Annotated in this window: 12 protein-coding genes; 9 read left to right on the top strand and 3 right to left on the bottom strand. The window is 71.6% G+C overall.

Annotated features, from left to right (window positions below; genetic code table 11):
- Positions 1-20: 20 nt before the first annotated feature.
- Positions 21-2,087: a SpoIIE family protein phosphatase gene (locus tag RCR19_RS36700; protein ID WP_331269057.1), complete on the bottom strand. Its 2,067-nt coding sequence runs from the start codon at positions 2,085-2,087 to the stop codon at positions 21-23.
- Positions 2,088-2,503: 416 nt separating this feature from the next.
- On the opposite strand from RCR19_RS36700, the gene RCR19_RS36695 reads away from it, so the two are divergent.
- From RCR19_RS36695 to RCR19_RS36675, 5 genes are all read left to right on the top strand, one after another.
- Positions 2,504-3,520, top strand: a complete 1,017-nt coding sequence (locus RCR19_RS36695; protein WP_331269056.1) for a MauE/DoxX family redox-associated membrane protein — start codon at positions 2,504-2,506, stop codon at positions 3,518-3,520.
- A 610-nt stretch (positions 3,521-4,130) separates the two neighbouring features.
- Complete coding sequence (locus RCR19_RS36690) at positions 4,131-5,354, top strand: PP2C family protein-serine/threonine phosphatase (protein WP_331269055.1); 1,224 nt, start codon at positions 4,131-4,133, stop codon at positions 5,352-5,354.
- 241 nt (positions 5,355-5,595) lie between these two features.
- Positions 5,596-6,246, top strand: a complete 651-nt coding sequence (locus tag RCR19_RS36685) for a phosphoribosyltransferase family protein (protein WP_331269054.1) — start codon at positions 5,596-5,598, stop codon at positions 6,244-6,246.
- An 83-nt stretch (positions 6,247-6,329) separates the two neighbouring features.
- On the top strand, positions 6,330-7,004 hold the full coding sequence (locus RCR19_RS36680; RefSeq protein ID WP_331269656.1) for an alpha/beta family hydrolase: 675 nt from the start codon (positions 6,330-6,332) through the stop codon (positions 7,002-7,004).
- A gap of 559 nt (positions 7,005-7,563) precedes the next feature.
- Complete coding sequence (locus RCR19_RS36675) at positions 7,564-8,028, top strand: SPW repeat protein (RefSeq protein ID WP_331269053.1); 465 nt, start codon at positions 7,564-7,566, stop codon at positions 8,026-8,028.
- Between the two features lie 108 nt (positions 8,029-8,136).
- Here the strand turns inward: RCR19_RS36675 and RCR19_RS36670 are convergent, their stop codons facing one another.
- On the bottom strand, positions 8,137-9,201 hold the full coding sequence (locus RCR19_RS36670; protein ID WP_331269655.1) for a galactosyldiacylglycerol synthase: 1,065 nt from the start codon (positions 9,199-9,201) through the stop codon (positions 8,137-8,139).
- A 297-nt stretch (positions 9,202-9,498) separates the two neighbouring features.
- Between RCR19_RS36670 and RCR19_RS36665 the strand changes: the two genes are divergently transcribed.
- From RCR19_RS36665 to RCR19_RS36650, 4 genes are all read left to right on the top strand, one after another.
- Positions 9,499-10,335 (top strand): SDR family NAD(P)-dependent oxidoreductase, encoded by an 837-nt coding sequence (locus RCR19_RS36665; protein ID WP_331269052.1) that lies wholly within the window; start codon positions 9,499-9,501, stop codon positions 10,333-10,335.
- A 6-nt stretch (positions 10,336-10,341) separates the two neighbouring features.
- Positions 10,342-11,268, top strand: coding sequence for a DMT family transporter (locus RCR19_RS36660; RefSeq protein ID WP_331269051.1), 927 nt, complete (start codon positions 10,342-10,344; stop codon positions 11,266-11,268).
- Positions 11,269-11,313: 45 nt separating this feature from the next.
- Positions 11,314-12,060: a polysaccharide deacetylase family protein gene (locus RCR19_RS36655; protein ID WP_331269050.1), complete on the top strand. Its 747-nt coding sequence runs from the start codon at positions 11,314-11,316 to the stop codon at positions 12,058-12,060.
- A gap of 314 nt (positions 12,061-12,374) precedes the next feature.
- On the top strand, positions 12,375-12,563 hold the full coding sequence (locus tag RCR19_RS36650; RefSeq protein WP_331269049.1) for a hypothetical protein: 189 nt from the start codon (positions 12,375-12,377) through the stop codon (positions 12,561-12,563).
- Positions 12,564-12,635: 72 nt separating this feature from the next.
- Here RCR19_RS36650 and RCR19_RS36645 read toward each other — a convergent pair whose 3' ends face one another.
- Positions 12,636-13,217: a TetR/AcrR family transcriptional regulator gene (locus tag RCR19_RS36645; RefSeq protein ID WP_331269048.1), complete on the bottom strand. Its 582-nt coding sequence runs from the start codon at positions 13,215-13,217 to the stop codon at positions 12,636-12,638.
- Positions 13,218-13,391: the final 174 nt, after the last annotated feature.

Genomic DNA, 13,391 nt, shown 5'->3' with positions numbered 1-13,391 from the left:
TCGCGCTCTCTCGCCCCGGCTCACTGCGCACGTGCCACGAGGAGGGCCACGTCGTCGTGGTCGTCGGGATGCCGCAAACCGTACAGCAGGAGGTCGCAGGTCTCCTCGAGAGGACGGCCGGTTTCCCCGAGAAGACCCAGGAGGAGGTCGAGACGGTCGTCGATGGGGTGGTGGCGGGTCTCGACGAGCCCGTCCGTGTACAGGACGAGCAGATCGCCGGGGTCCAGGTCGACGGTCGTGGTCTCGAAGGCGACGCCCCCGACGCCGAGTGGGGCTCCGGTGGGCAGGTCGAGCAGCACGGGAGCGCGGCCGGGGCGGGCCAGCGCGGGCGGCATGTGTCCCGCGTTGGCGATACGGCACCGCCTCTCGTGCGGGTCGTAGACGGCGTAGATGCACGTGACGATGTAGTGCTCGAGACCGCACGTGATCCTGTCGAGGTGCTGGAGCACGGCGTCGGGTACGAGGTCGAGATCCGCGTAGGCGCAGGTGGCGGTGCGCAGGCGCCCCATGGTGGCCGCGGCGTCGATGCCGTTGCCCATGACGTCGCCGACGACGAGCGCGGTCTTGTCCCCGTTCAGGCTGATGACGTCGTACCAGTCTCCGCCGACTTCGCTGGTGGCCTGGGCCGGCTGGTACCGGGTGGCGAGCTGCAGTCCCGTCCGGTGCGGCGGGTGGTCGGGCAGCAGGCTGCGCTGGAGCGTGAGCGCGGTGTTGCGCACGCTCTGGTACCAGCGGGCGTTGTCGATGGCCACGGCGGCGCGGCCGGCGAGCTCGCCCGCCAGGACGACGTCGTCCTGGTCGAACGGCGTCGGGTTGTCGGTGCGTTTGAGATCCAGGGCTCCGAGCACCTCGCCGTGGGCGATCAGGGGTACGGCGAGATAGGAGTGGACACCGGCGCGGGCCAGCAGTGAGGTGGCCTCCGGGTCGCGGCCGATGCGCTTGAGGTCGTCGGGGGCCACATGGCGCACCAGCACCGGTCTGCCGGTGTGGACGCACAGCGTGACCAGGCGATCGCCATCGTAGGTGGCGAGGTCGCCCGGAGGGTCGGCGGCCCGCAGTGCCACGCTGGGCTGGGCCGCCTTGAGTGCCAGGGCCCGGAACAGCTCAGGACCGTTGTCGGGTGCGCTGGTCCGGCGGCAGGCGAGCACGGAGTCGAGAACGTCCACGGCCACCACGTCGGCGAGTTCCGGCGTCGCGATGTCGGCCAGCTCCCGGGCTGTGTGCTCCACCTCGAGGGTGGTTCCGACCCGCACGGAGGCTTCGGCGATGAGCGCCAGGCGGCGGCGCGCCCGGTCGGCCTCGGTGGCCGCACGGTGCCGTTCGGTGACGTCCACGACCGAGGTGGCGGCACCGAGGACCCGCCCGCCGGGGTCCTCCAGACGATAGAAGGACAGGGACCACGCATGGTCCTGGTCGGGGTCGGCGGACGTGCGGCCCACGGCGTACTGGTCGAGCACGGGGCTGCCGGTGGCCAGCACCTGGCGCAGGGCCGACTCGATCGTGTCGATGTCGGGGAGGGTCAGCATCTCCCTCAGATGACGGCCGATGTGTTCATGGGCGGGGATGCCGTCGATGCGCTCCAGGGCGGGGTTGACCAGGAGGAAGCACAGGTCGGGGTCCATGAGCGCCAGGCCGATCGGTGACTGGTTGATCAGCCGCTCGCACAGGGCGAGGTCGGTCTCGACGCGCTGAACGGTGGTGTGGTCGGCCGCGATCCCCAGGGCGTAGACCTCGCCATCGCCGTCGAGCAACCGCATGTTGCGGAACTCCATCAGGCGCGTGTGGCCGTCCTTGTGCCGGATGGGGTAGGCGCCGGCCCAGCTGCGGCCGGTCTCCAGCACCTCGATGAAGAGACTGAGGACCGACTGCAGATGCTCCGGCTGGATCAGCAGGCGCGCCGCGTAGGTGCCGAGCGCCTCTTCCGCTGTGTAGCCGAAGAGTTCCTCGGCCTGCGGACTCCAGAAGACGATGCGCCCACTGGAGTCCAGCACCACCGCGCCGACACTGAGCATGTCGAGCAGCCCGCTCTGGCGGGGCGTGCCCGGGCCCGTCCGGTTTCCATCGCCCTGGAAGGATTCGTCTGTCATCCCAGGTCTCCTCCACGTGCCGGGGCGCGGCCTGCTGCCCTTTTCCGCACAGCTTCATGCCGGGCCTGGCGGCGGGTACTTCCATGCTGCCTCCGGCCGAGTACCCTGCCCAGCCCGGGAAGTGCCGTTCGGGCACCGACGGTCGTGCCCGGTGACGCAGCGGATCCGGCGGCCGGTTCGGGAGAACGCCAGGGGCGTCCAGGCCGCACCGGAGACCCGACGGGAGCGCGTCTCGCGCCGGCGATGGCCCGGGGCAACCATTGTGCGGATACCCGCGGGCGTCCGGGTGTTGTTGCGGTCCTTCAGGGCTGCTCCAGGCCGGAAGCCGGTAGGAGTCAGTCGCGGGCGCAGCGCGTCGGGCGGTCGCCCGCTCTCTCCGTCCCCGCGCCATGAAGCCTAATGCGAGGTGTTGTGGGATGGGCGAGATGGTCCTGCCGGTGGCGATCGTGCCGGCCATGGTCTTCGGCGTCGCGGCGGCCGTCAAGTCGACCGACCTGGAGGGGCTGCGCCGCGCCTTGGTCGGCTTCGGTGTACCGCCCCGGACGGCGGTCCCGCTCGGTCGGTCCCTCGTGACGTGCGAGTTCGCCGTCGCCCTGGCGCTCGTCGTGCCCCCGTGGGCGCGCGTCGGCGGACTGGGGGCGCTGCTTCTGCTGACCCTGTTCAGTGGTGTGATCGCGCTGAACCTGATGCTCGGACGGACCCCCGTCTGCGACTGTTTCGGAGGGCTCAAGGCCACTCCGGTCGGCTGGTCGACCGTCGCCCGCAACGCGCTCATCGCCGTTCTTGCGGCGTTCGTCGCCGCCGACGGACATCCGCACTGGCTCTTCGCTGGGCTGGCGGTCGTGATGTCGGCGCTGTGGGCCGGGCTGTGGGCCAGGGAGGCCGGGGAGGTGCGTGCGGGCCTGTTCGCACCCCCGTTCTCGCTGCGGGACGAGTCGGGGCGGACCCGGAGCCTGGATGACCTGCTGGCGCCGGGCCGCCCGCTCCTCCTCGTCTTCAGCGATCTCCCCTCAGGTCCTCACGCCGCGCTGCTTCCCCAGGTGGCCCGGTGGCAGCGGACGCACGAGGACGATGTGACGATCGCCGTCTTGAGCGGCGGCCCGGAACCCGTGCCCCTCGCCACGGCCGGCGGTGACGGACCACGACGGATGCTGGTGGACCCCGACCGCCGGGTGCACACCGACTACGGGGTCACGGCCACCCCGGCCGCGGTCCTGATCGACGCCGAGGGGATCGTCGCGGCCGCGCCGGCGGTCGGCGCGGCGGAGATCCGCAACCTCGTAGCCAGGGCGCTCCGGCTGCAGGGCAGGCCGACGGCCGCCGGGAGGGTGTTGCTGTTCGCGTCGGCGGCACTGGTCCCCGCGTTCACCACGGTCTACAGGGCGGACTCCGACATCGCCCCGCCCGGACGGCCGCCGGTCCGGCACGGTTAGCCACTGCCGTTCGGATCAGCGGGTCCGCGTCGTGGGGCCGGCGTGCGGTGGCGGTCCGGCGCGGGGCCCTGGGCATCCGTCCCGGCTCCCTGACCAGCCGTATTTCCCGCGACCCGGGCGCGGTCCGCCCTTTACGAGCGCCCGATACGACCCGCCGGAACGGCGGGGGCGGACGTGCGCGAGGACATCGAGGATCAGGCAGCGGCCGCACTTCGGCCCACCCGGACACCTCCCCTGCGGAGTGCGCTCGGGACCGGCGCCGACGATTGGCTTGCGCTGGACGTCCGGGTGCGTGAGGAGTCGTGGAACGGCTCGGTCACCCAGGCCCCGCGCGTGTGTCAGGACATGCAGACGAACACCCCCCAGGGTGATCCTTGTGCCGTAGTATCACCGAGAAGATCCTGAAATGCCCTTGTCGGAGCAATGATCAGGTGACTGTCGACCCGTGGACGTCCGGTTGTCCTGATCGAGCCCTGCCAGGAGTTCTTGTGCACAGGCCGAGTGAACGGATCCGCCAGGACCGCGGTCCGGCGCCGGGCCACCCTGCCGTGGGCCCAGCGGGTCCGCCGAGAGCTCGGACGGCGTCGGCGCACCCTCGGCGGAGCCGGTCGTGAGGCGGCGCGAACGGAGGACTGCCGGAGGCCGTGGCACGGAGCAGTGGAGCGACACGGACCTGTCGGTGCCCGCGCCGCCGTTATGGATGCGCTGGCTGCCGGCCATCTATGTCGTCGCCGTCCTGGCACTCGAACCGATCACTCCCGTGCAGTGGCCGGTGAGCTTCCTCCTCATCGCCCTCCCCGTGGTCGCCGCCTTCGCGTACGGCCCCGCCACCGTCGCCGTCGTCACGGTTTTCGCAGTGCTGCTCGAGGGCGTACTGGCCGGGACTCCGTGCTGCGCCGGCCGCTCGGTCGGCTATCTGTGGGACCGCCACTATGTGGCCACCTACATCTCCACCGCGCTGGTCGGGCTCCTCGGCACGATCCTGGCCGCCCACCGGACGCACCGCGAGCGCACGCTCGCCACCGTGCGGTCCGTGGCGGAGACCGCGCAGCGCGTGCTGCTGCGCCCCGTGCCCCACCGCCTCGGACGGGTCTGCGTGGAGACCCTCTATCTGTCCGCCGCGGCCGAGGCACGTATCGGCGGCGACCTCTATGAGGCGGTGCCCACCGCACACGGAGTCCGTCTGCTCATCGGGGACGTTCGCGGCAAGGGCCTGATCGCGGTGGAGACGGCCGCGACCATGCTCGGCGCCTTCCGCGAGGCCGCCCACGACGCACCCGACCTGGTCGGGGTGGCGCACCGGGTCGAGACCAGCATGAGCCGCAGGGCCACGGAGCTGTCGGGCACCGAGACGGCCGAGCGCTTCGTCACCGCCGTGTTCGCCGAGATCGCCGAGGACGAGAAGATCGTCCGCATCGTCAACTGCGGCCACCCGCCGCCCCTGCTCATCGGCCCGGACGGGGTCACCGAGCTGGAACCCACCGATCCGTCACCGCCCATCAATCTCGGAGTGCTGATCGGGGACCACTACCACGCGGAGGTGCAGCCCTTCCGCCCCGGGGAACAGCTGTTGCTGTACACCGACGGAGTGACCGAGACACGCGACCGCGACGGGAACTTCTACCCTCTGATCGAGCGCATCCGCGCCTGGGGGAACCTTCCGCCCCGCGATCTCCTCGACCACCTCCACCAGGACCTTCTGGCCTTCAGCGGCGCAGAGCTCCGGGACGACACCGCCGCCCTGGCCGCCTACCGCCTCCCCGACCCGCTCCCGGACCAGGACGAGGACGAGGAGCAGGACGAGCGGATGCGGCGGCGAAGCGAACGCCGGTGATCCGGCCGGCGCCGGAACCGTTCGTGGCGCCCGCCCGGTAATCGACCCGGTGGATCAGGCGTCCGACGGGCCGCCCTGGGTACCCGGGCGCAGCACGTACTTCCGCACGACTTTCACGCATTCCGGTTCGGCCGAAGCCTCGAGGCGCGCCGCCGCGTCACCGCGACGCGAGGACGCATTCCTTCCTCCGCGCACCTCGGCCCTCCGGCCCGCACCGGGCTCCGAGGAAGGGGGCAGCGTCGTGCGTTTCCACAACCGCCGACAGGCCGGCCGGGAGCTGGCCGAACGGCTTCTTGAACAGATGGGCGCTGACGACCTCGCCCAGGCCGTCGTGCTCGCCCTCCCACGTGGCGGCGTCCCGATCGCGGTGGAGGTGGCCCGGGCCCTGAGGGTTCCCCTGGACGTACTGGTCGTGCGCACCATCGGCGTGCCCGGCGCACCGGAAGTCGGTATCGGGGCGATCGCCGACGACGATCCCCCGCTGTTCGACTCGGTCGGACTGGCGGCCATGCATCTGGACGAGCACAAGCTCGGCTCGGAGATCGCCGGGGAACGGGCCGCGCTGTACCGGAACGAAGGCTTCTACCGGGCGGGGCGACCCGCTCCCCATGTCGCCGGGCGCACCGTCGTGCTCGTGGACGACGGAAGCTCCGTCGGGATCACCGCCCGCGCCGCTCTGCGCCACCTGCGCCGTCAGGGACCGGCGTACCTCGTCCTTGCCGTGCCCGTCTGCAGCCGCGACACCGCCCGCGCCCTGCGTGGCGAAGTCGACGCCCTGGTCTGTCTCGACCAGCCGGCCCACCGCATGCCGATGGACGAGCATTACGCCGAATTCGAACAAATAACCGACCAAGAGATACAGGAGGCCCTGCGGCAGCTCCATCCGGCCTGACGCGACGCCACGCGCGTGCGCCGGTCCGCGGGGGGTATCCGACATAGTGGGATATAGATCAGCCGTGGGGAGGTAAGAACATGATGATCTCCGAGTTGGTGATGGTCCCGACCGAGGAAGCGGTGCTCACGGGTGATCTCGTCGTACCCGGCAACGTGCCCGCGGTGATCCTGTTCGCACACGGCAGTGGCAGTTCCCGGTTGAGCGTGCGCAACAGGGCGGCCGCGGCCGAACTGCACAAGGCAGGTCTCGGCACACTGCTGCTGGACCTGCTGAGCGAGCGGGAGGAACGCGAGGACGCCGCCACCGCCCGGCACCGTTTCGACATTCCCATGCTCAGCCGGCGTCTGGTCGCCGCTCTCGAATGGCTGGCACAGGAGCCCAACACCAGGAATCTTCCGGCCGGCCTGTTCGGAGCCAGCACCGGAGCCGCCGCGGCGCTCATGGCCGCGGCCGAGCAGCCCGAGCGCGTCTACGCGGTCGTGTCCCGGGGCGGGCGGCCCGACCTGGCGGGTGACGCCCTTGAACGCGTGACCGCACCGGTCCTTCTGGTCGTGGGCGGCGCCGACGAGGCGGTCCTCGGCCTCAACCGGGAGGCCGCCGAGCGGCTGTCGGCCCCGCACGAGATCCATGTCGTACCGGGCGCCACCCACCTCTTCCCGGAACCGGGCGCCCTGGAGGAAGTCGCCGAGGTCGCCGGCCAGTGGTTCCTGGACCACCTGGAGAAGGCGCGCGGCCACGGAGGCCGACCGGGCTGAGACCGCGGGTTCCGGAGGCGGGTCGGGCACCGGGGCTCGGCCCGTCGTTCCGGAAGGCCGATTCCCCCACCGATCGCGCCGGATCACCTCCGCACCCCGGACGGCCGACACCCTGCCAGCGCAGCCGGTCACGGCCTTCCCATCCGTTCGACAAGCCCGGGACCAGCGGCGGCACGGCACGGTTCATCACACCAAGGCCCCTCGTCGGAGGGGCCTTTCGCGGTCCGGCGCCCGTGCACCGGAACCCGACCCGCTCACCCGCGTCGGCCAACCGCTCCGCGTCATGGGCGAACTGATCCCCCCTCACGGCGGGACCGCGGTCGACGTCGGCGTCACCCCGCTCCGGCTCGGCTGTCCGCGCCTCCGCCTCCGGACCCACCGGCAGCGTCACGTCCGGCGCGCAAACCCCGCGCCCTGCACCGGAACCGCCGAAGAATAGCTCCGGCACGGCAGACCGGCGACCTCAGGCAACAACGGCCGACTCGATGAATAAATCACCCAAATAGGGGAATTCGTTGCCTAAGGGAAATATTCTCCTCATGGAGAGGAGCCGACTGCGATGTCGTACGCGCGGCAGCCCAGTGGAATGGGCACGCATCCCGAACTCGCGGAGATGCGGGAACGGCTCGAACGCACAGCCTCGAGCGGCTCGGCGATCGCCATCGAAGGACTCATCCTCATGGCCGGTGCCTATGCCGCGATCTCACCCTGGGTCGTGCACTTCTCGAATTCGGAGCGCAATCTCACCATCAACAACCTGATCATCGGCATAGCGATCGCCATGATCGGGCTGGGGCTCACGCTGGCACCCGAACGGATGTTCCGACTGGCGTGGGTGATCGTACCTCTCGGCGTGTGGCTTCTGATCTCCCCCTGGGTGGTCACTGCGGCACACGGCGCGGGGACCGGCATCATCTGGAACAACTGCGTAGTGGGTGCGGTCACGGCCCTGCTGGGTCTCGCCGCAATGGGTCTGACCGTCGGTATGAACCGTCGTCGTCATCACACCCCCAACACCACGTAGCGGCGAACAGCGTGCCGCACCCGGGTGACCCACGTGGGTCCACGGGTACGGCACGCATTCGCCGGTCACCGGGCAGGTGGTGAACGGCGCCACACCGGTGCCGGAGGCTCACCCCACGGCCACGCCCAGGAACTCCTCCAGCCGCGTCAGGACGTCGCCCCGGAAGAGCGAACGGGCTTGTGCCACGTGGCGCTCACGCACCGGACCTCCGGGCGCGAGCCGGCCGAGCGAGGCGAGCAGACCGGTCTCGTCGACGGCGAGGTCCGAGACACCGAGCGCGGCCATCCGGTGCACCCCTTCCGCGCCATGGCCGGGCAACGGCCGGTAGCCCACCACGGGAAGTCCCGCAGCGAGGGCTTGCACGGCCGTCTGGCCGGCCGCGTTGTCGACCAGTGCGTCGGACGCGTGCATCAAACCGGTCATGTCGGCGATCCAGCCCAGCGCCAGAACGCCCGGAACCGCCGCCAGGCCGGCCCGGAGCCGTTCGTTCCGGCCGCACAGGACAACCGGGAGAAAGCCGTGTCCGGCCAGCAGCCGGGCGGTCGCGGAAAGGCGCGTGCCGGTCCCCCAGGCGCCCGCGGAGAGCAGTACCGGCGGGCGTCCGGGCGCGTACCGGTCGAAGCGCTGGGTCCAGAGCGCCGTCGTGCGCCCCTGCATGAAGAATTCCGGCGCCACCATCGGTCCGATGGCCTCGGCGGGCGTGTGGATGTCCTGGCGCACCTCGGCGGCGGCCTCGTCCGTGAGGCAGAGGTACCGGTCGTTGCCGGGATGGAGCCACTGCCGGTGCACGGCGAAGTCGATCAGGAAGACCACGCTCGGCACCCGAAGCCGCCCTTGGGACCGGAGGTGGCCTGTCAGCTGGGCGCCGAGATGGAAGACGGGCACCACCACGTCCGCCCGGGTGCGTGCCGCCAGTTCCGCCAGCCGGGTTCCGGCGAGGCGGGCCAACGGGACGCCGCTGGGGCGGCACCCGGCCCCGCGGCGCAGCAACAGCCGGTACACGGCCCCGTACGCCCAGGGGAAGTGCCGTACGGACGACCGGTAGCCCACCCGTAGACCGGCGCCCAGGCCGTACGGCAGCAGGCCGAGGACATCCACGATGTGCGCCTCGTGACCACGGTCCCGCGCGCGACGGGCCAGTTCCCGGGCGACCGTGTCGTGCCCCGCCCCCATGCTCGCGCTGACGATCAGGACGCGCCGCGACTCGTGTCCCGACCGCGCGCCGGGGTGCACGGCTTCAGCCATGACCGGCGGCCGCTCGCGTCGCCTGTCGTCGCGACGCAGGGGAAAATGCACACATTGGTAGCCAATGTCCCCTGCCACGCTGTCGCAAACCATCCACCCGCTCCAGCGTTCCGGAGCATTCCAGGCGTGATCACCGCAGTACGTCCGCTTCCTCCCTCGAACCCGGGAGCAGCCACCTTCCGCCCGTCACTTCGGTGTTCGTCGTCGCAGCTGAGGTCAGCCGCCATGTCACATGCTCCGTCCCGTGTCCGATCCGGCCCCGCACTGCCCGCGGGAAATACGCCCCCCTGCAAGCCCCGAGGCGTTCCGGCGCTTCAGCAGGGCACCGCGCTCGTGACCGGCGCCTCCTCCGGCATCGGTGCCGCCGTCGTCCATCGGCTGGCCGCCGAGGGCGGCTGGCGTCTGGTGCTGAACGGGCGCGATCCGGCCCGGCTCACCCGTGTGGCCGCAGAGGCGTCGGCCACTGCTTTTCCCACCGATCACACCCAGCCGGGCGCACATCGGAAACTGGCCGAATTCGCCCTCGACCGCCTCGGCCGGGTCGATGTGCTGGTGGCCTGCGCCGGCATCGGCTGGGCGGGCGACTTCCGCACCATGCCGACCTCCGCGATCGACGAGCTGATCGACGTCGACCTGCTCGCCACGATGCATCTGATACGGCATCTGGTCCCCCATATGGTCGAGGCGGGCTCCGGGCGCGTGGTCATCATCGGTTCCTTCGCCGGAACCGTCGGGGTGCGCAGCGAGGCCGTCTACTCCGCGGCCAAGGCGGCACTCGGCACGTTCGCCGACGCCCTGCGGTACGAACTGAGGGGCACGGGTGTGGGGGTGAGCCATGTGGTGCCAGGTGTGGTGGACACCCCGTTCTTCGAACGCCGCGGTGTGCCCTACCTGCGGTCCCGGCCCAAGCCGGTACCGCCCGAGCGCGTGGCGGACGCCGTCTGGCGCGCCGTCTCCCGGGGCCGGGACGAGATCTTCGTACCCGGCTGGCTGAGCCTTCCCGCCCGGGTCCGCGGTGTGGCTCCCTCGGTCTACCGACGGCTGGCCGCACGGTTCGGATGAGTCCGGGTGAGCTATCTGACCGTGCTGCTCGCCCTGCTGGCGGCGCTCTCCAACGCCTCGGCCTCCGTCCTGCAGCGCAGGGCGGCGACGGAGGAGCCCGAGGGCGGCGCAGGGGTGCGCCAGGCGGTGCGGTGGCTGGCGCGGGTGCTGCGCCGACCGCACTGGCTCGCGGGTGCCGGCCTGCTCGCCCTCTCCACCGTTCTGCAGGCGTTCGCGCTGGCCGTGGGCAGCCTGTCCGTAGTCCAGCCCCTGCTGGCCACCGAACTGCTGTTCACACTGGCCGTCGGCAGTCTGGTCTTCCGGCGCCGCCCGAACGGTCGCACATGGCTGGCGTTCGCGGCCCTCGCGATCGGTCTGGCCGTCTTCCTGGGCGCCGCACAGCCCTCGGCCGGCCGGTCCACGGCCCCCGCGGAGCGCTGGCTGATGGCGGGAGGGGCGGTCCTGGGCCTCGCCGCACTGCTCGTCGTCGCGGCCCGGCCCGTCAAGGGCGCGCCCCGCGCGGCGCTGCTCGGGCTGTCGTCCGCCGTGTCCTTCGCCGCCACCGCGGCTCTCCTCAAGGAGGTCATGGGACGGCTCGCCCAGGATCCGGGCACCGTTCTGGCCCAGTGGCCGCCGTATGCCACCGTCGGCATCGGGACGGTGGCCTTCCTCCTGCTGCAGAGCGCGCTGCGCGCCGGCACCCTGACGGCGTCCCAGCCCGCTCTCACACTGGGGGACGCGCTGACGAGCGTGGCACTGGGATGGGCGCTGTTCGACGAGCAGATCGCCCTCGGGGTGAGCGTCCTTCCCGAGGTGATCGGCATCGCTCTCATCGGGGCCGGAAGCATCGGGCTGGCGAGCGCTCCGTCGGTCAGCGGCGCGTGGGACACCCCTGCCGGTGGCCACAACGGAACCGATCCCGGTACCCAGAAGCCGACCCCGCAGAGGTCGTGACGCGACGGTCCGAGGTGCACGGCGCCCGGGAGGAGGATTCGGCAGATGCCCGTTCAGCCAGTCCACGTCACCGCGGGGCGAGCGGCGATCGCACTGGTGCCGCTCGCCGCGATGACGGCCGCGCACATCGGCCCGGCCGTCACCTGGCTGCCCGGGCTGCGGCGCCGCCTCCTCCCCCGGCTCGCCGGCACGGGCCGTGCCGACCATGTCGCCCTCACCTTCGACGACGGCCCCGATCCGGCGTCCACTCCGCACTTCCTCGACGCACTGGACGGACTCGGCGTGCGGGCCACGTTCTTCGTACTGGGCGAGAGCGTCGTCCGTCACCCGCCGCTGACCCGCGAAATCGTCGAACGGGGGCACGAACTCGCCGTTCACGGTTGGGCCCACGATCGGCCCTGGCTGCCCTCACCCGTACGTGACGCCGCGGAACTGGCCCGTACGGTGCGGGCGGTGACCGACATCGCGGGCAGCCGCCCCCGTTGGTACCGGCCGCCGTACGGGATCCTCACCTCCGGCCGTTGGGCCGCCGCCCGCAGATGCGGACTGACGACGGTGCTGTGGTCCGCCTGGGGCAGGGACTGGACCGCCGACGCGACGGCCGCGTCCGTGCGCACGACGATCGAGTCCGAACTGCGTGGAGGGGGCACGCTTCTGCTGCACGACTCGGATCGCACCTCGGCGGCCGGGTGCTGGCACGCCGCGCTCGGAGCGCTCCCCGAAGTCGTCGCCGCCTGCAGGGGCGCGGGCCTGTCGGTGGGCCCGCTCGCCGAGCACGGCATGGGCGCCTGACGGCGCATCGGGACCCGCCGTCGGGGCCGAGGGCATCGAGAATAGAGGCCGGGTGCGACCCCGCTCATGGACGCCCGGGTCGGGCCGAGCAACGAGCCTCCCCCTTGTCCTTACGGGACTCCGCGGAGCACCTGCGCCGGACGGCGTCGGTACCGCTCCCGGCCGATGCCTGCGGCGGCTCGAACACCCACGGGCCCCCGGACGCCGAATCCGTATGGCGCCGGGCCCGGCCGATGCGCCATATTCACCCGGTGGGCCGCTGCCCATCACCCGGTCGGACCACGGCAGGACACGAGGGCCGGGAGAGGGGGACCGTGAGCAGGAGACGCTACGTCGCCAGGGGCGTGCCCGGTGGTTACCGGATCTGGGACAACAGGGGGCGTCAATGGTGGGGCGACCTCTACGAGCTGTGCCCCGACGATCTCCTCACCGAGCTCAACGGGCGGGCGGACCGGTCACGGATCACCGCATTGATGAAGCACTACAGGGCGCACAGGCGATAGCGGCGAGGATGCCCACCCCCAGACGCGTGCCCCTGTGGTGGTCGTACCGCCACGCCGGAGGGTCCGACGCGCTCACCGTCCGGGTGCCCCCACCCGCAGGCCGTCCATGACGAAGTCCAGCAGCCGGGCGACCCGCGGCTGCCAGTCCCCGCGGGGATCGATCTGCCAGAGCCCGGCGATGGCGAGCAGGAGGTCGTCCGAGCTCACTCCCGGGCGGATGGTGCCCGCCTCCTCGTTGGCACGAAGGAGGACTTCGGCCGCATCCGTCACCGGGGCGTAGCCGGGCTTCGCCGGCTGGTCGGGACCGCTGGTGGCCTGCCGGATCGCGTCCGCCAGACCGGCCTTGGCCATGGCGAACCGGGCGAAGCGGTCCATCCACTCGCGCAGGGCCCGGTCCGGTTCGCGGGTCTCCAGCAGCTCGGCGGCGCTGTCGACGAGCTGCTGCATCTCGAAGCGGTAGATCTCGAGCACGAGTGCCTCACGGCTGGGGAAGTTGCGGTAGAACGTGCCCTGGCCGACCCCCGCCTTCTTGGCGATCACACTCAGTGGGACGTCCGCGGAACGTGTCAGTTCGGCCAGCGCCACTTCGAGGATCCGCCGCCGGTTGCGTTCCGCATCCGAGCGCAGAGGGGACGTGCCCTTCTTCCGCTCCACTCGTCCTCCTCGCGGGGTCCTGGCCGGAACCCCACCTTGCTAACCGGACAGCTGTCCGGTACGTTTCCGCGTATCGGACAGCTGTCCGCTTACGACCACCATAGCGGCCGAGGCGGTTTCCCGGTGGCCCCCGCCGCCGTCGCCTGCGCGGATGCCTCGTGTGCTTGCCGTCAA

The sequence above is a fragment of the Streptomyces sp. WAC07094 genome (genome assembly GCF_036320405.1).
GTDB lineage: Bacteria > Actinomycetota > Actinomycetes > Streptomycetales > Streptomycetaceae > Streptomyces > Streptomyces lannensis.
The sequence above is the reverse complement of the archived record's forward strand: the minus strand, read 5'-3'. Positions and strand labels throughout refer to the sequence as shown.